Source organism: Opitutus sp. GAS368 (genome assembly GCF_900104925.1).
Lineage (GTDB): Bacteria > Verrucomicrobiota > Verrucomicrobiia > Opitutales > Opitutaceae > Lacunisphaera.
The window spans coordinates 2,169,682-2,191,617 of record NZ_LT629735.1 but is presented as its reverse complement, the minus strand read 5'-3'; the positions used below and the strand labels follow the sequence as shown (position 1 = coordinate 2,191,617).

The 21,936-nt window shown below is 65.2% G+C and carries 19 protein-coding genes; 8 read left to right on the top strand and 11 right to left on the bottom strand.

Annotation, left to right across the window (positions count from 1 at the left end):
• Positions 1–6: 6 nt before the first annotated feature.
• Complete coding sequence (locus BLU29_RS09380; protein WP_091057078.1) at positions 7–1,788, bottom strand: UvrD-helicase domain-containing protein; 1,782 nt, start codon at positions 1,786–1,788, stop codon at positions 7–9.
• The gene (locus BLU29_RS09375; protein ID WP_157693754.1) at positions 1,751–3,658 is read right to left on the bottom strand and encodes an AAA family ATPase; all 1,908 of its coding nucleotides are present in this window, start codon (positions 3,656–3,658) and stop codon (positions 1,751–1,753) included. Before BLU29_RS09375 ends, BLU29_RS09380 begins: the two co-directional genes overlap by 38 nt.
• 638 nt (positions 3,659–4,296) lie before the next feature.
• On the opposite strand from BLU29_RS09375, the gene BLU29_RS09370 reads away from it, so the two are divergent.
• Together BLU29_RS09370 and BLU29_RS09365 are read left to right on the top strand one after the other, a co-directional pair.
• On the top strand, positions 4,297–5,289 hold the full coding sequence (locus tag BLU29_RS09370) for an aldo/keto reductase (RefSeq protein ID WP_091057073.1): 993 nt from the start codon (positions 4,297–4,299) through the stop codon (positions 5,287–5,289).
• A 126-nt stretch (positions 5,290–5,415) separates the two neighbouring features.
• Positions 5,416–5,811: a cupin domain-containing protein gene (locus BLU29_RS09365; protein WP_091057070.1), complete on the top strand. Its 396-nt coding sequence runs from the start codon at positions 5,416–5,418 to the stop codon at positions 5,809–5,811.
• Here BLU29_RS09365 and BLU29_RS18310 read toward each other — a convergent pair.
• Entirely contained in the window at positions 5,786–5,974 is a 189-nt protein-coding gene (locus BLU29_RS18310) for a hypothetical protein (protein WP_091057068.1), read from the bottom strand. The genes BLU29_RS09365 and BLU29_RS18310 overlap by 26 nt on opposite strands.
• Positions 5,971–6,351, bottom strand: a complete 381-nt coding sequence (locus BLU29_RS09355; protein WP_091057066.1) for an ORF6N domain-containing protein — start codon at positions 6,349–6,351, stop codon at positions 5,971–5,973. The genes BLU29_RS18310 and BLU29_RS09355 overlap by 4 nt, the downstream gene beginning before the upstream one ends.
• A gap of 196 nt (positions 6,352–6,547) precedes the next feature.
• On the opposite strand from BLU29_RS09355, the gene BLU29_RS09350 reads away from it, so the two are divergent.
• Positions 6,548–7,453, top strand: a complete 906-nt coding sequence (locus BLU29_RS09350; RefSeq protein WP_091057064.1) for an MYG1 family protein — start codon at positions 6,548–6,550, stop codon at positions 7,451–7,453.
• A gap of 191 nt (positions 7,454–7,644) precedes the next feature.
• Here the strand turns inward: BLU29_RS09350 and BLU29_RS09345 are convergent, their stop codons facing one another.
• Positions 7,645–8,532, bottom strand: a complete 888-nt coding sequence (locus BLU29_RS09345) for an MBL fold metallo-hydrolase (RefSeq protein ID WP_091057062.1) — start codon at positions 8,530–8,532, stop codon at positions 7,645–7,647.
• Positions 8,533–8,749: 217 nt separating this feature from the next.
• On the opposite strand from BLU29_RS09345, the gene BLU29_RS09340 reads away from it, so the two are divergent.
• The 5 genes from BLU29_RS09340 (at position 8,750) to BLU29_RS09315 (ending at position 13,133) form a co-directional block, all read left to right on the top strand.
• The gene (locus BLU29_RS09340; protein WP_091057061.1) at positions 8,750–9,331 is read left to right on the top strand and encodes a histidine phosphatase family protein; all 582 of its coding nucleotides are present in this window, start codon (positions 8,750–8,752) and stop codon (positions 9,329–9,331) included.
• A gap of 230 nt (positions 9,332–9,561) precedes the next feature.
• Positions 9,562–10,023, top strand: a complete 462-nt coding sequence (locus BLU29_RS09335) for a DUF5069 domain-containing protein (RefSeq protein WP_091057058.1) — start codon at positions 9,562–9,564, stop codon at positions 10,021–10,023.
• A 314-nt stretch (positions 10,024–10,337) separates the two neighbouring features.
• Positions 10,338–11,825 carry a PEGA domain-containing protein gene (locus BLU29_RS09325; RefSeq protein ID WP_157693753.1) on the top strand — a complete coding sequence of 496 codons (1,488 nt, stop codon included), beginning with the start codon at positions 10,338–10,340 and terminating at the stop codon, positions 11,823–11,825.
• A 240-nt stretch (positions 11,826–12,065) separates the two neighbouring features.
• Complete coding sequence (locus BLU29_RS09320; protein WP_091057054.1) at positions 12,066–12,575, top strand: hypothetical protein; 510 nt, start codon at positions 12,066–12,068, stop codon at positions 12,573–12,575.
• A 15-nt stretch (positions 12,576–12,590) separates the two neighbouring features.
• Positions 12,591–13,133 carry a YMGG-like glycine zipper-containing protein gene (locus BLU29_RS09315; RefSeq protein ID WP_091057051.1) on the top strand — a complete coding sequence of 181 codons (543 nt, stop codon included), beginning with the start codon at positions 12,591–12,593 and terminating at the stop codon, positions 13,131–13,133.
• A 258-nt stretch (positions 13,134–13,391) separates the two neighbouring features.
• On the opposite strand, the gene BLU29_RS09310 is transcribed toward BLU29_RS09315, so the two are convergent.
• From BLU29_RS09310 to trxA, 6 genes are all read right to left on the bottom strand, one after another.
• On the bottom strand, positions 13,392–14,156 hold the full coding sequence (locus tag BLU29_RS09310; RefSeq protein ID WP_091057048.1) for a glucose 1-dehydrogenase: 765 nt from the start codon (positions 14,154–14,156) through the stop codon (positions 13,392–13,394).
• A gap of 132 nt (positions 14,157–14,288) precedes the next feature.
• Complete coding sequence (locus tag BLU29_RS09305) at positions 14,289–15,698, bottom strand: efflux transporter outer membrane subunit (RefSeq protein WP_091057046.1); 1,410 nt, start codon at positions 15,696–15,698, stop codon at positions 14,289–14,291.
• A 25-nt stretch (positions 15,699–15,723) separates the two neighbouring features.
• On the bottom strand, positions 15,724–16,938 hold the full coding sequence (locus BLU29_RS09300) for an MFS transporter (RefSeq protein ID WP_091057044.1): 1,215 nt from the start codon (positions 16,936–16,938) through the stop codon (positions 15,724–15,726).
• 26 nt (positions 16,939–16,964) lie between these two features.
• Positions 16,965–20,135, bottom strand: a complete 3,171-nt coding sequence (locus tag BLU29_RS09295; RefSeq protein ID WP_091057042.1) for a multidrug efflux RND transporter permease subunit — start codon at positions 20,133–20,135, stop codon at positions 16,965–16,967.
• Positions 20,136–20,229: 94 nt separating this feature from the next.
• Positions 20,230–21,426 (bottom strand): efflux RND transporter periplasmic adaptor subunit, encoded by a 1,197-nt coding sequence (locus tag BLU29_RS09290; protein WP_091057040.1) that lies wholly within the window; start codon positions 21,424–21,426, stop codon positions 20,230–20,232.
• Between the two features lie 149 nt (positions 21,427–21,575).
• Positions 21,576–21,935, bottom strand: coding sequence for a thioredoxin (gene trxA, locus BLU29_RS09285; RefSeq protein WP_091057037.1), 360 nt, complete (start codon positions 21,933–21,935; stop codon positions 21,576–21,578).
• Position 21,936: the final 1 nt, after the last annotated feature.

The following is a 21,936-nucleotide window of genomic DNA, read 5'->3' as shown; positions in this document are numbered from 1 at the left end:
AAAGGGTTACGCGCCCGCCGGCATGGGGATGGGCTCGCCGAACAGGGCGACAAATTCAGGTTGCTTCGCCTGCAATTCCTTCAGCGTTGAGACGTGCACGCACAAGATGAGCTTTTGTTTGGCCCGGGAAACACCGACAAACCCCACCCGCCGCTCCTCACCCTGCGCTTCGTCCGACCACCATTCCTTGGCGGGACACGGATGCCCCTTAGAGGGCTTCGGCGCGAAAACGATGACGGTCTCGAACTCCGCCCCTTTGACCTTATGGATGGTGCTGACGGTATCGCCTACCGGCCACAATGGGGCGACGGGGATCTCGATCAGCTGGTTTCGCGGAGCGTTGCCAGTTTCGTTGCAAATCATGTAGGCTTTCAGGCCACTGGTCTCGTTGAGCTGCCAGCCCAGCGATACACATGCCGCTTGGACCGCAGCCTTGATGCGCTGAACCCAGGCGTTCCACGTCTCACCCTCCACCTTCGCGAGGGCCGCAGTCAGAATCCCGAAGATGGCGGCCCGCCATTGCGCCGGAGTGATACCCTTCCCCTTTCGTTCTTCGAGCCCCGCCTGGGGATCGTCGAACACGACCCGACACAACTCCCGGTCGATGATGGTGACCGCAGTAGCCGGGTCGCCATTGGCCAGGTATTCCGCCGCGAGGTTGATCTTTCGCGCCACGCCGGAACGGCCACAGAACTCGTCGCGAATGATGGCGCCACGAAGCGAATTGGCGGTCGTTGTCCGCCGGCTAATGATCGCCAGACTAGTTCCGACACCCAAGCCGCGCAAGAATGCCGCCTGTGGCGGCAGCAGTTTCGGTATCGCGAGCGAGTGCACCACCAGCGCCAGTTCGCCGTCGGCCGCATCGGGCCGGGCGTTAACCGGGGCCTTAGAATAACTCAGAGCGGACACAACCTGAGAAACCTTCTTGGGGCACCGCTGCGACAGCGTGAGCGCAAATGGCGTCGCCCCCTCCAGTGCTTGGAAATCGTCAAAAATCGTGGGGCTCGCGCCGCCGAATCCATAGATAGCCTGGTTAGGATCACCAACAACCAGTGCTTTGATTCCGGGATCCTCACATAGCCTGACGAAGGTTCGGGCGAGGAAGAATCCGGTGTCCTGAAGTTCGTCGATGAAGATGACGGGAAATCGCCGGGCAATTAGCCCTCGGACCGCCGCGCCACCTTTTTTGAGAATCGCCGCGGCGAGAAAATGACAGTCGGAATGGGTCACGATTCCGGTCTTGGCCCAGTAGTTCTTCTTCGCGTCAAATATTTCCTGGACCCTCTCCGCGGGAACGGTGATTTGACGATACGCGGCCTCGGCCCGGAGGACCGGAAGCTTCTTCTCGACGCCGGAAAAATGAACCTGGAACAGCGTGGCTCGCTCCTTGGGCTGGCCTCCGACCTGCACGGTCGGCTGCGTGAACTGGGCGCACATGGCCGCGGGAAACAGGCGCACGCCTCCGGCCGGTAACCCCACGAGATGGCCAAAAGGCTTCACCACAAAACGAAACGCGAACCCATCGAGCGTCCCGATGAAATGCGGGGCGCCCACGACGCCGCCGACCCGGGCCTCAATCGTCTGGCGGGCGACATTTGTAAAAGAAAGCGCCGCGACGCCTCCGGCCGGCTTGTTCCACGACTTCAGCTCCCGCCGAATCGCTTCGACGAACATCTCCGTCTTGCCCGCGCCGGGACAGGCGCGGACCACGCGAACGCGTGCGGGTGAGATCAGCACCGCGTTCTGTTCCTCAGTGGGCTCCTTCGGCGGCTGGGGCGGTGAGGACATGGGTGAAGGCTGCGGTTAGGTAGGGCGGAATGACGAAGGCGTCAGGTGCGACAACGTAGGTGCCGTCAGGGTGCTTCTGGTCGAGCCTGGTCGCCAGGGCCTGCGCGAATTCCGCCTTCGTGCGGGTGGTCTTGGCTTGGCAAATACCGCGCCATATCGCCAAGGCCTGAAGGTCGTGGTTCCCGCCGCACGCATCCAGTTTCGCCTGGTTAAACGTTCGCGGCTGGCCGGCAAAGAGTGAAGTCCAGGTGTCGCAGATGACTTGGGGATTATGGGTGTCGGCCTTGGCCAGACTGTATTCCAAAGTAACGTCAGAATGAAACACGCCAACGAGCGGCTTGCCTGCGTAAGTCTCCTTCAGCTTCACGACTCGGGCACATACGATCAAAACGCCCGCGGGATCACGCCGGGGTTCCCGCTGGTGCCACGGCACTTCTGCGGGCTCCCCCAGCGCGGCGGCGGCCGCAGCTTCGCCAACCGGTTCTGCCTGCTCGGTGTCGTCTTCGGTGCCCGGATCGCCGTCGGTTACGAGGGCGAGCGGGATCTGGAGACCTTTCCCGTCGAAAAGTGCGGCGATGGTTCCGAAATCCACGCCGCAAACCGGCACGACGGAGATGCCGTTCTCCTCTAAATTCGTGCCGGCGCGACGGGCGAGCACAGGAAGCAAGAGAGCCTCAGTGATTCCTTCTACCAGAATCACCCCGCGAGAGAAGAGCAGCGATGCACGTGTCACATCCAGCATCCGGCGAACCTGCGCCAATTGTGGCACGGTCAAGCCACACGCATCGAATGACGCGCAATGCAACTTGCGGTCTTTCGTCATATGCAGCACCCGCAGCCGTTCCGGCGGCACATGCGCGGCGATTGTCGGGGAATGGGAGGTGATGAGGGACTGCACCTTCACAGGGTGCAACTCCTTGGGGTCAGCGAGAAAATCCGCCAGCAGCGTCTGCAGCTGAGGATGCAAATGCGCCTCAGGTTCCTCGACCAGCAGCAGCGGCAGCAACGCGTTGGTCTGCGCATTCAGTTCAAGGATGACGGTTGCGATATAAAAGAGATTATTGAAACCGAGCCCGTTTGCGCGGAGTTCGTCAGTGATCTCGACGTTTCCCGGCAGCAGGCGGGATACGACAAGGCGCAAGCCCTGGATGATCTTCTCGAACTCGGGCGGCGAAGTCTTGATAGCGGTCTTTTGCGCGAAGACCTTTCCCGTCACCTGGCCGAGGGTCTTCGTGATGTGCTCCTGAGTCTTGCTGACCAGATCATTTTTTTCCAACGCCTCGTTTGTCGTCTTGCCGAACTCAACAATGGCCGCCTTGTCCACGTCGTTCGCTCTCGCTTCAAGCAAGTGCGCTAACCGACTGTTGCGGCCGGGTTGCAGCGCCGCGGTCGCATCCCGCAGTGCCCCGAGCAACGTGACTGGCAACATTTGCAGCACGTCCTCGGGAATGGCGTTTTCGGAGAATGCCGCCGTTCCGCCCCAGCGGTTGATCGAGTAGTGCTTGGTCTTCTCGTTCCAGTGCCAGCGGAAATTCAGTTGCGCCGTGGATTTGGCCGGTTCCGCTGCATTGTAATTCAAGATGTCGATGAACTGCGCCTGCTCGTCCGCCGACAGGTTCGCGAACACGAGCGAAATCTGGATCGCCTCGTTGAGATAGGCGCCGTCGGACTGGCGGTGACGGTCATCGGGCCCGATTTTCAGCGGCTCGCCGGTGCTAGCCGCCGGACCGAGTGCGGCGCGGATCGCGTCGAGAATCGCCGTTTTGCCGATGTTGTTCTCGCCAACGAGGACGTTCAACCCGCTAGAGAGCGTAATTGTAACTTCTTTTAGGCAGCGAAAGTTTTTAACGGAGATCTGTAGCAGGTGCATGCGGAAGGAGCGCAGGAACAACTGGCGTCCCTTCCGTCAGGTCGGGCAGCAGGGGTCTCTGAGAGGTAGTCGAATTACGATTCAAACTATTTTGGCCCGAAGAGCGACTGTAGACGGCCGCAGCCACGAGGCAAAGCCCGAATGGTCCGTGCAGGCACTCCCACACCCTGCTTTTGAGAACTCTGTGTTTCTAGTGGCTCAACTTTAATGGCAGGGGAACAACTCGACTTCAATGGGAGGTATCACGACTCATCAATCACTTACGCGCATGTGAACGACCCGACATTATTGTCAGCTGGCAAGCGATACTCCCTGGCTGTAAGCGATAAGCTTTAGGCTTAAGCTCTCCTTCCAACGCCGGCCCGAGGGCCGGCGTTTTCTTTTGGCCAGCCGCCAACTGTAGGAGGGGCTTTACGCCCCGACCGAAACGAGCTGTAGGGCGTGATCACCGCATCCCGCCTCATCACATCGCGATGGCATCCGCAGAAAATATGACTAAGCTCCCACACCTATTCGTCTCAGGTCTCAGGTCTCAGGTCTCAGGTCTCAGGTCTCAGGTCTCAGGTCTCAGGTCTCAGGTCTCAGGTCTCAGGTCTCAGGTCTCAGGTCTCAGGTCTAGCCTCTCACCCTCTCCCTCAATGCAAACCCGCACCCTCGGCCGCAGTAACCTCCAAGTCTCCGCCCTCGGCTTCGGCTGCATGGGTCTCAACTCCGCCTACGGTCCCATGCCCGACCGCAACGAGATGATCGCCCTCGTCCGGGCCGCCGTGGAGCGCGGCGTCACGTTCTTCGACACCGCCGAGGCCTACGGCCCGCACACGAACGAGGTGCTCGTCGGCGAGGCGCTCGCACCCTTCCGCCAGCAGGTCGTCATCGCCACGAAGTTCGGCTTCAAGTTCGGCCCGAACGGCGAGCGCATCGACGGCCTCGATAGCCGGCCCGCCCACATCAAGGAAGTCGCCGAAGCCTCACTCAAACGGCTCAAGGTTGATGTTATTGACCTGTTCTACCAGCACCGCGTCGATCCCGCCGTGCCGATCGAGGACGTCGCCGGGGCCGTGAAGGAACTGATCCAAGCCGGCAAGGTGAAGCACTTCGGCCTCTCGGAAGCCGGCGCGCAAACGATCCGCCGCGCCCATGTCGTCCAGCCGGTCAGCGCGCTGCAGAGCGAGTATTCGTTGTGGTTCCGCGAACCCGAGGCGGAGATCATTCCCCTGCTCGAGGAACTGGGCATTGGGTTCGTGCCCTTCAGTCCGCTCGGACGGGGATTTCTCACCGGCAAGATGGATGCCTCCACCACGTTCGATAAGGCCGACTTCCGCCGCGCCCTCCCGCGCTTCGCTCCGGAGGCCCTCAAGGTCAACCAGGCGCTGGTGGACCTGCTCGCTGTGATCGCGGCGCGCCTGAAGGCCACGCCCGCGCAGATCGCACTCGCCTGGCTACTGGCGCAGAAACCGTGGATCGTGCCGATTCCCGGAACGACGAAGCTGCACCGCCTCGAGGAAAACCTTGGCGCCGTGTCGCTGGAACTCACGCCCGACGACCTGCGCGACATCAATGCCGCCCTCGCCAAGGTCAGCGTCCAAGGCGCGCGCTACCCCGAACACCTCCAAAAAACCGTCGGCCGCTAAACCACGGACCAATTTTGAACAGGAGGTAACGGAGGAAATTGAGTTAGAACAATTCAACCTCAGTTATCTCTGTTCCCTCCTGTAAAACTGTTTGGGTAATTAGTCTCCCAGCTCTCAGCTTCTTCCATGCAAATCAAACGCGCCGGTTCCCAACCCTCCACCCCAGGCCCGGCCGACTGGTTCACCGGCACGGTCCGCCTAGACCCGTTGTTCCAAGTCACGCCTCCGGCCCGGACGGCCGGCAACGCCGTCACCTTTGAGCCCGGCGCGCGCACCGCCTGGCACACGCATCCGCTTGGCCAGACCCTGATCGTCACCGCCGGCTGCGGCCGCGCCCAGCGCGAAGGCGGCCCCATCGAGGAAATCTGCCCCGGCGACGTCGTCTGCTTCGCCCCCGGCGAAAAACACTGGCACGGCGCCGCCCCCACCACCGCCATGACCCACATCGCCATCCAAGAATCCCTCGACGGCAAAGCCGTCGACTGGCTGGAGAAAGTCAGTGACGAACAATATAGAGCTTAGCGGCTCGCCCAATCGCCGCCTCTAGCTTCTCGAAGATGTCCCGCAGAATCACGTCGTGCGTGACCAGCTTCTTATCGATCTCCGCCAACCGTCTCATGATCACCGCGCCGGTCATCAACTCCTCCCTCATCTGCACAAAGGCACGGACAACGTATACGCTCATCGCCACGGCCTTCGGGCTGTGCAGAATATTTGCGCCATCACTGCGCCATGCTCGGTGAATACCCAGGGACGGTTGCTCAGGCGGCGGCGTTGCGGCTTGGATGTGGTCGCAATTTGCGACCACATATCGGCTTTGGCCTTACCTCCAACGACTCCCGGCTTTGATATCACAATTTGTGATTTCAAAGCCACGAACTCCTCAAGCGTTAGCTGAAAATAGAAATCCTTCGGAAAGCGCGCGATGTTGCGCTTGAACGCCTCGTTGAAGCGCTTGGTCGTTGTGCCATACAGCCGCGCCAAGTCGGCATCGATGATGACACGCTGACCGCGGATCGTGAGGATGCGGCCGGACAGGGGATCGGACTGGGGCGAACTCATGGGCGGATCGTTTTCGCGCTGCAAACGGCAGCGCACGTCGGCCCACAGCCAACCAACCTCAATCCGCCGTTCCCGCCAACTTCTTTCTTCGCGCCTTCGCGCCCTTGCGTTGGGTCTCCCTGCCCCCGGCTCCAAGCTCCTCGCTTTCAATCTGCCGCATGGCTTTTGACGGGCGGGTGTGCTGGGGTGGGATCGAATGACGCCTTTCACCACGATCCTGACGCATCCGGGCAGCGCCCACAAAGACGAGTTCCTCGCCTGCTGCGTGCTGCTGGCCACCACCACCGGTCCCATCCTACGGCGCGAGCCGACCGAGGCCGACCTGGCCGACCCCGCCATCGCGGTGGTCGACGTGGGCCATCGCCACGAGCCGGCGCTGAATAATTTCGACCATCACCAACTCCCGGACGACGCGGCGCCGACCTGCGCCCTCTCCCTCGTGCTCCAGCACCTCGGGCTCTACGCGGATGCCCGGGCGTTCTGCGACTGGCTTGAATTCGCCGAGTGGTTCGACTGCCGTGGCCCCAACGTCACCGCTCGCTGGCTCGGCGTCGAACGCAAGGTCATTGACCAGTTGAACTCGCCCATCGATGGTGCGTTGCTGCGCCGTTTCGCCGCCGCGAAGCAACTTTCGCCCGGCGAACCGCTCTGGGAAATCATGCGCCTGGTGGGGACTGACCTATTCGACTACCTGCGCAACCTTCGCGCGCGGCTCACCTTTATCGGTCAGCACGCCCAGATCTGGTCGCTGGATGCGCCGGGCGACGTTCAATTCTCAGCCGTCACCTCTCAGGTTTCCGCCCCGGGCCCCCTCGTCGTCTTTCTGCCGCGCACGGATCCCCTGCCGGAGGATCCCTCGGCCGGACTCGACCGCTATGTGCAGGAGCAAGGCTTGGATGACCGCGTCGTCGCCGTCATCGCACCCGATCGCCGCAGCGGCGGCTATGGACTGTCCAAGCATCGCGATCACCCGCGCCTCGACTTCACCCGCATCAAGGCGGAATCGGACGTCCACTTCGCCCACCAGCGCGGCTTCGTCGCGAAAACCTCGGCTATCGACCCGCAGCGCCTGCGCCAGCTGCTGATGCTCGCCGCCGTTTAAGCCAAACCGTGTTTCACGCGAAGGCGCGAAGGGCGCGAAGGATAATCCAAAAACCTTTTTAACCGCGGATTACACGAATTGACACGGATGTGGTTCTGAAACGATTCCCCAATCCGTCATAATCGGTACAATCCGTGGTCAAAAAACTGTCCGGTTTTTTTTTGCGCCTTTTTGTGGCCAAACCGGGACGTTCAGGCCGCCGGCCGCAGCGGGACGCGAAAAGTCTCCCCGACACTCACCGCCAGCAGGCGGTGGGGCTCTTTCGCGAAGGCCGCGCGAACGCGGGCTGCCGGTTCATCCATCGCCTCGGCGCTCAGCTTGAAGGTCTCGTGGTGGATCGGCACGAAAGTGCGCGCGCCGGCCTGGCGGGCCATGTCCGCCGCCTGCTCGGGATTGCAGTGGGCGCGGATCCACGGATCGTAGGCCCCGATGGGCATCAGCATGAGATCGATCGGCCGCGTGGGATCCTTGAGCCGTGCAAAGGCCGGCGTGTAGGCCGTGTCGCCTGCAAAAGCGACGGTGTGGTTGCCCCGCGTCAGAAGATAGCCATTATAGCCGCGATGGTCGTCGCGCATCATGCGCGCGCCCCAATGCGCAACTTCGAAGGCCGTGATCGTGAGCGGGCCGTGGCGGGTCGCGATCGTCGCGGTCTGGCCCCAGTCGAGTTCGTGGATCTGGTGAAACCCGTGACAGCGCAACAGGTCGGCCGTGGCCCGGGCCGTGACCACCGGCGTGCGCCGGTCGAACTTCCGCAGGCTCCACACGTCGAAGTGGTCGAAATGCGCGTGACTGAGCACGATCACGTCGGGCTTCGGCAACTCACGCGGCCCCAGCGCCGGGGCATGGTAGCGTTTCGGCCCGAGCACGAACGGCGGCACGCCGAGTCCGACCCGCCGCGAGAAGACCGGGTCGGTGAGCACCTGCACGCCCAGGAAGTTCAGGAAAACCGTCGAGTGCCCGAGCACACTGCCGGTGATGGCGTCATCGCGCCACGACGCGGGCACGGGCCGGTGCGCCGGCGGCAGGGGCTTGCCGCGGCCGTCGAAGAGCATCTGCCGGATCATGCGCCATCGGGTCATCCGTTGGAAGGGAACCCTCTGTGGGAAAAAGTCCAGCGCGGGTAAAAGCCGAAACCTGAAACCTGAGGATTTCAGCGATCCGTCCACAATGTAGGGTCGCCGCTCGCCGGCGGACCACGTCCCATGCGAAGAAGGTCCGGCGACAAGCGCTGACCCTACATTCAGTTTTTGTGCTTTTTGTGCTTTTTGTGGCCAATCCTGATCGATTCACTACGGCATGGAACTTTACTTCATGCGACATGGCGAGACGGCCTGGTCGCTGACCGGACAGCACACGGGGAAAACCGACCTGCCGCTGACTGCCCACGGCGAGGCGGAGGCCCGGGCCCTCGGCGCGCTGCTGCGTGGTGTGTCCTTTGACCATGTGTTCACCAGCCCGCGCCAACGGGCGCGGCGCACGGCCGAGCTGACGGGGCACGCCGCCGCCACCGTCGAGGCCGATCTCGCGGAGTGGGATTACGGCGACTACGACGGCAAAACGATGACCGAGATCCGCGCAACGCGTCCGGCGTGGGACATCTACACCGACGGTTGCCCCGGAGGTGAGTCACCGGAGCAGATCACCGCACGCGCCGATCGCCTGATCGCCCGCTGGTCATCTCTCACCGGTCGCGTGGCGGCTTTCTCCCACGGTCACTTCGGCCGCGTGCTGGCCGTCCGCTGGATCGGCCTGCCCCTGGGCATGGCGAAACACTTCGCGATCAACACCGCGTCCTGCGGCCTTCTCGACCGCGACCCCGGCCGTGACCACCGCGCGCGGATTGTACAGTGGAACATCACGGCACGGCAAGAAAGCTGAAGGATTAACGCCCAGACGCAGAGTCGCAGAGGAAACGACCGTCTTTCACCGAAGGAAACTGAGAACCCCTCCTGCCTTGGCTCTGTTATCTCCTGTGCAACGGATCGATTGTTTAGGCAGACAAATTGGCGACCTTGCGCCTTTGCGTTAAACTATTCAGCTCCCCACGACATCGCACAACACACCTGTTTTCATCTGGCGCTGTCGTATGAACGGTAAATTTTATTCCCATGCCCCACGTTCCCGGTCTGCGCAGCTGTTATACCAAGGTCGGGCGGCTCGTCTACTTCGGCCGCATGCTCGACAAGATCCGCCTCCACGCGGCGGGCCAACTGCCCGCCGAATATCAAAAGAACCTCGGTGACGCCCAGACCCTTGTCCTCGACGGCCGCTGCTGCCGCTTCCTCGGCGTCCGCTACGCCGACTTGCGCGAGCGCGTTCTGGCCGGCGGCATCGACGAGGAGGTGCTCGCGTGGGCGCACACGCACGGCACGCCGCGCACGGACGAGGAATGCCACATCTGGAACCGGTTCATCGTGAAACTCGGCTGGCGCGATGAACGCTCCGGTGTCCTTCCCCAGCGCATCATCGACAGCGGCCTGACCGGCAAGCCCATCGAGACCATCATCGACCACATCGAATACGACGAGGGCAGAGATCCCGTCGCCACGAAAGCGTGGGACGGAATCTAGAAACCTGAGACCTGAAGAGGCTCACGTGAAGAACGCGAAGTGGGGGATTTTTCGTGATGCAGGGTCGCCGCTCGCCGGCGGACCATTGCCCGTGCGAACCGCGGTCCGGCGACACTTGTCAGCCATAGGCCTGGCGAAGGCTGAAGCGCCGGCCCTACTTTCATTTTTTTGCGCTTTTTGTGGCCAACGATCCGTGCCATTCGCGACCTTCGCGCCTTCGCGTGAGGCCCGGGTAATTCACCTGTATTTCGCTAAAAAACCCGTTGCCCCGGCCACGGGCTGAAAGTAGACAAGTGGGGACGGGCCGTCACCCCATGGAAAACAAAGATTCACCCCCGAGCCGCAACAAGCCCGCCCTGAATCCGGCGACCGCGCCGGTCCCGACGGCCAAGCCGGCCCCGCCGGCGACATTCAAGCCGGCTCCCGCCGCGCCGGCGCCAACCCAGGCCACGGCTCCAGCCGCGAGGCCTGCAGCTCCCGCGGCTCAGCCCGCCAAGGGCCCGGCAACGGCCAAGCCCGAGGCCGCTCCCGATGCGATGGCCAAGGTGAAGGCCTTCTACGACCGGGTGTTCCCGGTGGATTCTCCCCAGCGCAAGTCCGGTCCGTTCATTGTGATCGCGGTGGTGATCATTGTCCTGCTCCTCGCCAAGTGCGCGGTGTCGTCCGTGGGCGAAAAAATCTCCGCCGCCACCCAGGTCCGCGCGGAAGAGAAGCGGATCCAGTCCACCGGCGTGCTGGTTGTGAAATCCAACTGGCCCGAGGCGACCGTCGAAGCTACGCCCTCTGCCACCACCGACCATCCGGCGCCCGAGAGCGTCAAGGGCGTCCTCGGGCAGCCCCTGCCCCGCTTGGCGCCGGGGAAATATGCCGTGACCCTCCATGCCGACGGCTGGCCGGATGCGCACAGCGAGGTGGACGTGCCGGCCGGGCAGCAGACCGAGGTCACGATCAATTTCAAGAGCGGGTCGCTCCGCCTGGATTCCGATCCCACCGGCGCCACGGTCAAGCTGGGCAACGCCGTCCTCGGCAAGACCCCGCTGGTGATCCCCCGCCTGCCCCCGGGCCCGTGCGCGCTCTCCTTCGAATATCCGTCCTGGCCGGCCGTCTCCCTCAAGGTCGCCGTCACGGAGAATGTCGAGTCCGCCGAGACCGTGCGCCTGCCCCACGGCTCGCTGACGGTGGAAACCTTCCCGGCGGGCGCGACGGTCCTGGTCGGCGGAAAAAACGTCGGCAAGACGCCCCTGACCTTGGAAAACGTTCCGGCGGGCGAGAAGAAGATCAAGGTGCAGGCGGCGGACTACCCTGCGCTGGACGTGAAGGCCGTCGTAGAAGACCGCGGCGAGGCGAAGCTCAGCCTGCAGTTGGGCGCCTATTTCCCGGCGCTGGATCCCGAGGCGCTCTTCCGCGGGATCTGGGTGCCAGATGACCCGAACCGAATCGCCCCGCCTGATGACACCACGGGGCCTTATCAGTCGCAGAACGGCATCGTGAAAAACCTGAACCGGAAACGACTCCACCAGAGCTGGCTGAACAAGCGCTATCACTTTTCCGCCGTCGTGAAGGCCTATGATGCCGCCAGTGGCAAACTCGAGTTTGTCGAGCAAGAGAATGCCTTCTCCAAGTATCGCGTGACGGCGGTCCTCACGCCCGAGGCCCGCAAGGACCCGGCGCTGGTGGCGCCGCTGGCCAAGGGCGCGACGCGGACGCTCTCGCTCTACGGGCTCCTCACCGCGGTGGAGGAACCGCGCTGGCCTTCGAAAGTGATCCGGTTCGAGATCTCGGCCGCGGATTTGCTGCACTGAGGCGGCCGGCGGGACTGGACTTCGGATGCAAAGGGACCGGGCAACAAGGATTCCTCACCACCAATCTTTTTTACCGCGGATCACACGGATTGGCACGGATTAGACCACAGTGATTCTAGAACTCCATCCGTGGTCAAAATCTTCCTGATCCTAACCCATTTGGCCGGAATAAACTCCCGCATGCAATTTAGGAAACATTGGCTACATTATGTAGTCCAACGCCCCCGACCCTTTTCACCCATGAAAAACAAATTGATCCCTGTCCTGATTTTCGCGGCCGGGCTCCTCGGGACCGCCCTCGCGGCCGAGTCTGAGACCGCCGCCTCGCCCGCCGCTCCCGCGCCGGCCCCCGACCGCACCATCTTTGCCCCGCGCCTGCCCTCCCCGGCCGAGCTGACCGACATCGCCGCCGCCCAAGGCCAGAGCATCGAGCGCATCGAGCAGACGGCCTCGCAGGTCACTGTCACGACCAAGACCGCTGATGGCCGGACGACCACCGTGCTCTACCAGCTGCTTTCCACCGCCGGCAACGCCCCCGCCCGCGTGTCCGCGGCGCCCCGCGCGAGCGTGACCAACGTGGTGGTGGTCCAGGACGACGACCCCGAGGTGGTCTATGTGCCGCGTTACCGCTACTACTCCTATGATCCCGCCTGGGATTACTGGCCGCCGCTCGGGCTGGGCATCGGCCTGGGCTGGACCTTCCATGGCGGTTACTACGGGCACAGTCATTACGGCTGGCACCGCCGCTGAGTTTTTCACCGATCCATGAACTCTCCCAAACTGATCCTTCCCGTCCTGACGCTGGCGGTCCTGCTGGGCGGCTGTGTCGGCACCGGCCCCAACACGCAACGCGGCGCGGTGGCCGGCGGGGCGCTCGGCGCGATCGCCGGCGCCATCATCGGCAACAATTCCGGCCATGGTAACGGCGCCTCGGGTGCCGCCATCGGCGCCGTCGCGGGCGCCCTGGCGGGCGGCACCATCGGCAATGCCAACGACCACGAGGATGGCACCGTTTACGAGGAGAGCCCGCCCTACCACCAACGCGCGCGGCGCAGCTACACCCGGATCGAGGAAGTCCCTCCGCCACCGCCCGCCCAGCCGGCCCCGCCCGAGGTGGCCGAAAGGATCACCCCGTCCCCGTCTCCCGAGGCGGTCTGGATCCCCGGCTACTGGGATTTCAATGGCGACGCCTATGCCTGGACGGCCGGTCACTGGGAAATCCCGCCGCCCAACAGCCGCAGCTACGTGGCGTCCCACTGGGAAGTCCGCGCGAACACCAACGTGTTCGTCCGCGGTTACTGGCAGTAAGCCCCGTTCGGTTTTTTGGTCACCCGCGCCGGCTTCACCGCCGGCGCTTTTTTGCGCCGCCGGGCCGTTGGCCGGATCGGTGGTTTACTCCCGCGACGGACCGTCGTCGACAAAGACGAGGAACGTCATGGCTCCGAGGATGAGGGTGGCGACAAGCATGGTGAAAAGAGGTGGAACGCGCTGACCTCAGCGCGTTTTCCGAGCCAGCGCGTTGCGGTCAACTCGCTCCACCTGGGTGGACGGAGCGAATGGTGGCGGTCAGTAGATGCCGCCGCCGACGCGGAGTTGCTCGCCGGTGATCCAGCCGGAGTCGTCGGAGGCGAGGAAGACCGCCGCCTTGGCAATGTCTTGCGGCTGGCCCGCGCGGCCGAGCGGCGTCTTGCTGACGGCGTCTCTCTCGAAATCCGAGCCCGCGATGCCGGCGGTGTGCGTGCCCTCGGTGATGGTCAGGCCGGGGTTGAGCGCGTTGACGCGAATTTTCTTCGGGCCGAGCTCCTTCGCGAGCACGCCGGTGATGGCGTCGACCGCGCCCTTGGTGCCGGTGTAGACCGCGCTGGCGGGCGGCGTGAGATCGGTGACGACGGAACCGACGTTGATGATGCTGCCACCCGTGGCCGGGAAGTGCTTCACCGCTTCCTGCGTGGTCAGGAGCAGGCCGAGCACGTTGATGTTGAAGATGCGGTGGTAGTGTTCCACCGTGATGGCCTCGAGCGGCTGGAATTCGTAGACTCCCGCGTTGTTCACGAGGATGTCGAGGTGGCCGAAGGTCTTCTTCGTCTCGGCCAGCAGGCGCGTGATGTCGGCCGGCTTGGCGACATCGCCCTGGATGGCGACGGCGCGGCCGCCGGCGGCGGTGATCTCGGCGACAACCTGGTCGGCGCCGGCCTTGCTGGATGCATAGTTGACGACGACGGACGCACCCGCGGCGGCGAGGTGCTTGGCGATGGAGGCGCCGACGCCCTTGGAGGCACCGGTGACGAGGGCGATCTTGCCCGTGAGCTTAGGCTGGATGTTGGATTTCATGGTGAGAGGAGATGTTTGGATGCTTGTTGTAGGAGCCTGCTTGCAGGCGATTCGCGCGCCGACCGTCGGCGAACATGTCTGATCGCTTGCAAGCAAGCTCCTACATTTCAAAAATTCATTGCTTAGTTGGGTTCAGTTGGCGGCGACGACGGACGGGCCGTGCGACCAGCCGCCGCCGAGGGCCTTGATGAGACCGACGCTGTTCACGAGCTGCTGGGCGCCGAGCTGCGTCGCCGCCCGCTCGGCGGTGAGCAACGTGCGCTGGGCGTCGATGACTTCGAAGTAGTTCACGTAGCCGGCGTCGTAGCGCGTCTGGGCCAGTTCACCCGCGCGGCGGGCGGCGGCGACGGCGCGGGCCTGCGCGGCCGCCTGGTCGGCCAGCAGCTGCGTGGCGGTCAGCGCGTCCTGCACCTCGCGGAAGGCGACCAGCACGCGCTGGCGGAAGAGCGCAACGCTCTCCTCGTAGGCCGCGCGGCTGCGCGCGAGGTTGGCGCGGTTGCGGCCGCCCTGGAAGATCGGCAGGTAGAGGCTCGGCCCGATGGACCAGAGCTTGGAATCGGAATTGGCCAGCCGGCTGATGTCGCTGCTCGCGTAGCCGAAGGAACCGGTCAGCGAAATGGCCGGGAAGAACGCGGCCTTGGCCACGCCGATGCGGGCGTTGGCCGCGGCCAGCGCTGATTCCGCCGCGGCGATATCCGGGCGGCGCTCCAGCAGTTCGCTTGGAAGGCCCACCGGCACGGGCGGCGGAGCTGAGAGCTGACCGCTGATCGCTGACAGCTCATAGCTTGGCGCCGCTTCCCCCAGCAACACGGCGAGCGCGTTTTGCAGCGCCGCGCGGCGGTTGGCCAGCGCGGCGGCGTCCGCCTCGGTCGAGGCCAGCTCGGTTTCGGCACGGGCGACGTCGAAGTCGGTGGCCGCGCCGTTGGTGCGGCGCGAGTTGATCAGCTCGAGCGTCTTGCGGCGCAGGCCGACCCCGTCGTTCACGAGCGCGGTCTCGCGGTCGAGCGCCCGCAGCGAAAAGTAGCTGGAGGCGACCTCGGCCGTGAGGGCGAGCCGGACGTTCTCGAAGTCGTCGGCGCTGGCCGTGGCCTCGGCGCGGGCGCCCTCGCTCAGGCGGCGGACGCGACCGAAGAGGTCGAGCTCCCATGAGGCGTCGAGTGACGCCCGGTAGGTGGTGCTCTCGGCGACGGGGAACCTGTTGTCGGTCGTCTCCGAGGTGCGGGCGCGGCCGACCGAGGGATTCAGCCCGACCGACGGCAGATAGTTGCTGCGGGCGATCCCGGCGGCGGCGCGGGCCTGCTCGACGCGCGCGGCGGCGGCGTGGAGATCCTGGTTGGCGTTCAGCGCGCGCGTCTCGAGGTCGTCGAGCGTCGCATCGTTGAAGGTTTTCCACCACTCGCCGCGCGGCAGGGCTGTCGCGGCGGCGGCCTGTTTCCAGGCGACGGGCGATTCGACGACGGGACGCTGATAATCCGGGCCGACGCTCGGAAGCGCGGCGAAAACGGGCGAGGTCAGGGCGAGAAGAAACAAGGTTGGTTTCATGGCAGGGAGAGGATGGCGGTTGGGTTCAGGCGGCTTCGGCCAGCGGTTCGGCGACGGACCCGGGCCGGGGCTCCGCCGCCGGGCGACGGCGGCGGATGAATTTCAGCAGGAGAAACGCGTTCACTTCACACAGCGCCCCCATCCACCCCAGCGCACCCACCGACCCGTGGGCGACGACGAACGAGCCAAGCAGCGCGCCCAGTGACGCCCCGAAGTAGATGGCCGAGGCATTGAGTGAAAGCGTGATCGGCGCGAGTTTCGGCGCCAGCGTGACCATGTGGGCCTGTTGCGCGGACGGGAAAGAAAACCCCACGAAGCCCCACAGCGCGATCAGCGGCACGATGATCCAGCGGGCGGCGTCCGGCGGGAACAGGAGCCCCGTGAGCGAGAGCAGGGCGAACAGCCCGACCAGTCCCAGCAGCACCCGGGTGATGACCCGCTGCGGTCCAATCCGGTCGGTGGCGCCGCCCGCGAGGATGTTGCCCGCGGTGCTGCCAAGGCCGAACAGGAACAGCACCAACGCCAGCGTATCACCCGCGATATGCGCGGTCTGCTGCAGGAACGACGCCAGATACGAATAGATCGTGTAGACGCCGGTGATCGTGATCACGGTGACGGCCAGCGTGCCCAGCACGTCGGGCCGGCGGGCGATCGCGAGGCGTTCGGCGAGACCCACCGCGGCATCCGCCTGGATCCGCTTGAGCGTGAACGCCAGACCGGCCAGGGCCACGAACGCCAGCGCAGCGACGACGAGGAAAATGACGCGCCACCCGAAGTGTCCGCCGAGCAGCACGCCGATGGGCGCACCGATCACCATCGCGACGGTGAGCCCGCCGAAGATGATGGAAAGCGCGCGGCCGCGATGCTCCGCCGGAGTGGCGGCCACGGCGTAGGCGCTCGCCGCCGGCATGAAGGTGCCCGCTGCCAGCCCGAGTCCAATGCGGACGGCGAACAGCTGCGCATAGGTGTGCGAGAACGCGGCGAAGAGATTGAGGAGGCCGAACATCGCAATCGACACGAGCAGGAGCCGGCGGCGCTCCACGCCGCCCGTCGCGACGGCAATCAACGGCGAGCCGAACGCATAGGTGAGCGCAAAAGCGGTGATCAGCTGCCCCGCGAGCGGCACCGTGACCCCGAGGTCGGAAGCGATCGTGGGCAGCACGCCCGCGACCACGTAGCTCTCGGTGCCGATGGCGAAGGCGCCGAGCGCCAGGCAGATCAACTTGGTGGTGGAATTCATGGATCAGGTGGGCGGGAGGACGCGGCTCAGGCGTGTTCGGGGAGCGCGGCCGGCGCGACGGGCGCGGGCTGCCGGACGCCGAGCTTCTCGAGCACGGTGTAGAACACCGGGGTCAGGAAGAGGCCGAAGAAGGTGACGCCGATCATGCCGGCGAACACGGCGACACCCATGGCGCGGCGCATCTCGGCGCCGGCGCCGTGGCTGACCACGAGCGGGAAGACGCCGGCGATGAACGCGATCGAGGTCATGAGGATCGGCCGCAGGCGGAGGCGCGAGGCCTCGATGGCGGCCTCGAGGATCCCCTTCCCCCCCTCGCGGAGCTTCACGGCGAACTCGACGATCAGGATCGCGTTCTTGGCGGCGAGGCCGATGAGCACGATGAGGCCGATCTGCGTGAAGACGTTGTTCTCGCCCCGCGTCAGCCAGAGGCCGACCAGCGCGGAGAACAGCGCCATCGGGACGATCAGGATGACCGCGAACGGGAGGCGGAAGCTCTCGTATTGGGCGGCCAGCACGAGGAACACCAGGAAGATGCTCAGCGGGAAGATGTAGATGCCGGTGTTGCCCGCGATGATCTTCTGGAAGGTCAGCTCGGTCCAGTCGAGGACCATGCCCTTCGGCAGGTTCTCGGCGGCGAGCTTCTCGATGATCGCCTCGGCCTGGCCCGAGCTGTAGCCCGGGGCGGGCGCGCCGTTGATCTCGGCGGCCGGGTAGCCGTTGTAGCGCATGACCCGGTCGGGGCCATAGGTCTCGCGGACCTTGACGAGCGAGCCGAGCGACACGAGCTCGCCGGCAGCGTTGCGGGTCTTGAGGCGGAGGATGTCATCGGGCCGGTTGCGGAATTGTGCGTCGGCCTGGGCCACGACCTGGTAGGTGCGGCCGAAGCGGTTGAAGTCGTTCACGTAGAGTGAACCGAGGTTGATCTGCATCGTCTCGAAGACGTTTCCGAGCGGCACGCCCTGGGCCTTGGCCTTGGCGCGATCGACGTCGGCCTGGATTTGCGGCGTGTTGATCGTGTAACTGGAGAACAGGCCGGTGAGGCCGGGGGTCTGGTAGGCCTTGCCGATCAGGCCCTGCGTGGCGCCGTAGAGGGCGTCGAGGCCGTTGTCGCCGCGATCCTCGACGTAGAGCTTGAAGCCGCCGATGGTGCCGAGGCCCTGCACAGGCGGCGGCGGGAAGATGGCGATGTAGGCGTCCTCGATCGACCCGAACTCCTGCTGGAGCTGCCGCGCGATGGCCTGGCCAGTGAGCTCGGCCGTGCGGCGGTCCTCGAAGGGCTTGAGCGCCACGAAGACGATGCCGCTGTTGGGCGAGTTGGTGAAGCCGTTGATCGAGAGGCCCGGGAAGGCAATGCTGTTGGCCACGCCCGGGTGTTTGAGGGCGATCTCGCCCATGCGGCGGATGACGGCGTCGGTGCGCTCGAGCGAGGCGGCGGCGGGCAGCTGGGCGAAGGCGACGAGGTATTGCTTGTCCTGCGTCGGCACGAAGCCCATCGGCGTGTGCTTGAAGAGCAGCGCCGTGGTGCCGAGCAGGCCGGCGTAGACGAGCAGCGCGACGACGGACACCCGCAGGAGGCGGGTGACACCGTTGGAATACTTCTGCGAGGCCCACTCGAAAAAGCGGTTGAACGGGCGGAAGATCCAGCCGAAGGCGAAGTCCATGGCGCGCGTGAGCCGGTCCTTGGGCGCGTGGTGGGCCTTGAGGAGCAGCGCGCTGAGCGCTGGCGAGAGCGTGAGGGAGTTGAAGGCCGAGATGACGGTCGAGATGGCGATGGTCATCGCGAACTGCTTGTAGAACTGGCCGGTCAGGCCGCTGATGAAGGCCGTCGGGATGAACACGGCCGAGAGCACGAGTGCGGTGGCGATGATCGGGCCGGTGACCTCGCGCATGGCCTGGCGCGTGGCCTCGTAGGGCGACTTGCCGAGGCCGATGTTGCGCTCGACGTTCTCGACGACGACGATCGCGTCGTCCACCACGATGCCGATGGCCAGCACGAGGCCGAAGAGCGACAGGGCGTTGATGGAGAAGCCGAGGGCATGCATCACCGCGAAGGTGCCGACGAGCGACACCGGCACGGCGGCCAGCGGGATGATCGAGGCGCGCCAGGTCTGCAGGAACAGGATGACGACAAGCACGACGAGCAGGATGGCCTCGAGCAGCGTGTGCACGACGGCCTCGATGGAGCTGCGGACGAAGATCGTCGGGTCATAGACGATGTCGTATTTCAGGCCATCAGGGAAACTCTTCGCCATGTCCTTCATCGCGGCGCGCACGGCGTCGGAGGTCGCGATGGCGTTCGAGCCGGGCAGCTGCGCGATGGGCAAGGCGACGGCCGGCTTGTTGTTGAGCAGCGAGCGCAGGGCGTAGGTGGAGGCGCCGAGCTCGATGCGGGCGACGTCGCGGAGCTGCACGCGTTCGCCGGCCGGGCCGGACTTGACGATGATGGCGCCGAACTCCTCCTCGGTGGCGAGGCGGCCCTGGGTGTTGATCAGCAGTTCGGTGTCAACAGGGCGCGAGCTAGGCTGCTGCCCGACGGCGCCGGCGGCGACCTGGACGTTCTGCTCGCGGATGGCGGCGACGACGTCGGAGGCGGTCAGGCCCTTGGCGGCGACCTTGTTGGGGTCGAGCCAGACCCGCATCGCGTAGTCGCCCGAGCCGAAGACGCGGACGTCGCCGACGCCGGTGAGACGCGCGAGCACGTCGCGAACCTGCAGCGTGGCATAGTTGCGGACGTAGATGTCGTCATAGCGGTTGTCCGGTGAGAAGAGGTGCACGACCATGAGCAGGTCGGGCGAGGCCTTCTGCGTGACGACGCCGACGCGGCGGACCTCCTCGGGCAGCTTGGGCAGGACCTGGGCGACGCGGTTCTGCACCTGCACCTGGGCGTTGTCCAGGTCGGTGCCGATGGCGAAGGTGATGGTGAGCGTCATCACGCCGTCGCTGGTGGCCTGCGAGAACATGTAGAGCGAGTGTTCGACGCCGTTGATGGCCTGCTCGAGCGGCGCGGCGACGGTCTCCGAAATGGTCTTGGGGTTCGCGCCCGCATAGGTGGCGCGGACGATGACGGTCGGCGGGACGACCTCGGGATACTCGCTGATGGGCAGGCGCCACATCGCGATGAGGCCGACGAGGAAGATGATGGTCGACAACACGCCGGCGAGGATCGGGCGCTTGATGAAGTAGTCGGAGAAGTTCATGGGAGGGATATTTTGGGCAAGGCGGTGGCCAGGGAGGCCGCGAAATGGCGGCCCGTTGGGGCGGAGACGCGGTCGACGGCGGGTTTTCCGGCGGTTAGCGGAGGGCGGCGATTTTATCCACGGCGGGAGCCGCGGCCGGAGTGGTGGCGACGGCCTGCAGCTCGGGCGCGACGGTCATGCCGGGACGCACGCGCTGGAGGCCGTTGACGATGATCGTCTCGCCGGGCTGCAAGCCCTCGCGGACGACGCGCTTGCCGTCGATGACGGAGCCGAGTTTCACCGTGCGGTAGGTGACGGTGTTGTCATGGCCGACGGCGAAGACGAACTTCTGGCTCTGGTCGGTGCCGATCGCGCGCTCGCTGACGAGCAGCGCGCTTTGGGGCGCGCTGACCGGGATGCGGACGCGGGCGAAGAGGCCCGGGATCAGGGCGTTGTCCTCGTTCGGGAACACCAGGCGCACGGCGAGCGAACCGGTGGCGGGATTCACGCGGTTGTCGGTCGACTCGATGTAGCCGTGGCGCGGATAATCGTTCTCGTCGGCGAGCTGGAGGTCGACGGGAATGCGGCCGTTGCGCGTGAGGATGAGACCCTCGCGGGCGAGGCGGTTGAACTTGAGCAACGTGGCCTCATCGAGATCGGCGTAGACGTAAGCGTCGCCGACCGTGACGATGGTCGTCAGCAGCGTGGCGTTGCCGGGGGAGCCGGCGACCAAGTTGCCGGGGGTGACGAACGCGCGGCTGATGCGGCCGGCGATCGGCGCGCGAACTTCCGTGTGCTCGAGGTCGAGCCGGGCGGTCTCGAGCGCGGCGCGGGCCTCGGCGGCGGACGCACGGCGGGACTCGGCCTCTTCGCTGGAGATGGCGGAAGCGGCGAGGAGCTTCTCGGCGCGGGCCGCCTCGCGGGCGGCGACCTCGGCCCGGGCGCTGGCGAGGTCGAACTGCGCCTTATACCAGCGCGGATCGATGGTGAAGAGCACGTCGCCCTTCTGCACCAGCTGGCCGGACTGGAAGTGGACGGCGTCGAGGTGACCCGAGACGCGGGCGCGGAGCTCGACGGTCTCCATGGCGTCGACGTGGCCGGTGAGCTCCTCGTATTCGGTGACAAGCTGCTGCTCGACCGGCGCGACGGTCACCCGGGGGGCGGGTGGCGCGACGGGGGCGGCGGCCGGGGCGGCGCGGAGATGGACGGGTGCGGCCAGGTAAAGGCCGGCGCCGACGGCGAGAACGCCCGCGGCGGCGAACAGGAAGCGCGGCCGGAGGCGGTTGAAAGGAGAGTTGGATGTGGTGGTCATGGACGGAGGCGGAATCAGGTTGGAAGAAGGGTCAGACGGAAGTGGTGGTCCCGTTGGCGTCGTCAACGAAGACGAGGAGCGTCAGGGCTCCGAGGATGAGGGTGGCGGTGATCATGGTGGGCGGTGGTTGAATGGTGGACGAAGCAGGTTTACGCGGCCGTGGCCGCCGCGCTGGCGGCATCGAGCCGGCGGAGGATCTCGGACTTCGGATGGACGCCGACCATGGTGTCGACGACCGCGCGGTCGCGGAAGATGAGCAGCGAGGGGATCGAACGGACGCCATAGCGGGCGGCGAGTTCCGGGTGGGCGTCGACGTCGACCTTGGCGATGACGGCCTGGCCGGCGCGCTCGGCGGCGATTTCATTGAGCGCCGGGGCGATGGCCTTGCAGGGGCCGCACCACGACGCCCAGAAGTCGACGAGCACCGGCTGGTGCGACGAGGCATCGAGGACATCGGCCGCGAAGGAGTTGTTGGAAACGGAAACAGGATAAGGAAAAGTGGTGTTCATT

What these genes read in the sequence shown, in the direction of transcription:
- BLU29_RS09305 (WP_091057046.1), bottom strand. Translation starts at nt 15,698, where the DNA reads ATGAAACCAACCTTGTTTCTTCTCGCCCTGACCTCGCCCGTTTTCGCC.
- trxA (WP_091057037.1), bottom strand. Translation starts at nt 21,935, where the DNA reads ATGAACACCACTTTTCCTTATCCTGTTTCCGTTTCCAACAACTCCTTC.
- BLU29_RS09345 (WP_091057062.1), bottom strand. Translation starts at nt 8,532, where the DNA reads ATGACCCGATGGCGCATGATCCGGCAGATGCTCTTCGACGGCCGCGGC.
- BLU29_RS09300 (WP_091057044.1), bottom strand. Translation starts at nt 16,938, where the DNA reads ATGAATTCCACCACCAAGTTGATCTGCCTGGCGCTCGGCGCCTTCGCC.
- BLU29_RS09295 (WP_091057042.1), bottom strand. Translation starts at nt 20,135, where the DNA reads ATGAACTTCTCCGACTACTTCATCAAGCGCCCGATCCTCGCCGGCGTG.
- BLU29_RS09350 (WP_091057064.1), top strand. Translation starts at nt 6,548, where the DNA reads ATGACGCCTTTCACCACGATCCTGACGCATCCGGGCAGCGCCCACAAA.
- BLU29_RS09320 (WP_091057054.1), top strand. Translation starts at nt 12,066, where the DNA reads ATGAAAAACAAATTGATCCCTGTCCTGATTTTCGCGGCCGGGCTCCTC.
- BLU29_RS09325 (WP_157693753.1), top strand. Translation starts at nt 10,338, where the DNA reads ATGGAAAACAAAGATTCACCCCCGAGCCGCAACAAGCCCGCCCTGAAT.
- BLU29_RS09315 (WP_091057051.1), top strand. Translation starts at nt 12,591, where the DNA reads ATGAACTCTCCCAAACTGATCCTTCCCGTCCTGACGCTGGCGGTCCTG.
- BLU29_RS09340 (WP_091057061.1), top strand. Translation starts at nt 8,750, where the DNA reads ATGGAACTTTACTTCATGCGACATGGCGAGACGGCCTGGTCGCTGACC.
- BLU29_RS09355 (WP_091057066.1), bottom strand. Translation starts at nt 6,351, where the DNA reads ATGAGTTCGCCCCAGTCCGATCCCCTGTCCGGCCGCATCCTCACGATC.
- BLU29_RS09310 (WP_091057048.1), bottom strand. Translation starts at nt 14,156, where the DNA reads ATGAAATCCAACATCCAGCCTAAGCTCACGGGCAAGATCGCCCTCGTC.
- BLU29_RS18310 (WP_091057068.1), bottom strand. Translation starts at nt 5,974, where the DNA reads ATGAGCGTATACGTTGTCCGTGCCTTTGTGCAGATGAGGGAGGAGTTG.
- BLU29_RS09365 (WP_091057070.1), top strand. Translation starts at nt 5,416, where the DNA reads ATGCAAATCAAACGCGCCGGTTCCCAACCCTCCACCCCAGGCCCGGCC.
- BLU29_RS09380 (WP_091057078.1), bottom strand. Translation starts at nt 1,788, where the DNA reads ATGTCCTCACCGCCCCAGCCGCCGAAGGAGCCCACTGAGGAACAGAAC.
- BLU29_RS09335 (WP_091057058.1), top strand. Translation starts at nt 9,562, where the DNA reads ATGCCCCACGTTCCCGGTCTGCGCAGCTGTTATACCAAGGTCGGGCGG.
- BLU29_RS09375 (WP_157693754.1), bottom strand. Translation starts at nt 3,658, where the DNA reads ATGCACCTGCTACAGATCTCCGTTAAAAACTTTCGCTGCCTAAAAGAA.
- BLU29_RS09290 (WP_091057040.1), bottom strand. Translation starts at nt 21,426, where the DNA reads ATGACCACCACATCCAACTCTCCTTTCAACCGCCTCCGGCCGCGCTTC.
- BLU29_RS09370 (WP_091057073.1), top strand. Translation starts at nt 4,297, where the DNA reads ATGCAAACCCGCACCCTCGGCCGCAGTAACCTCCAAGTCTCCGCCCTC.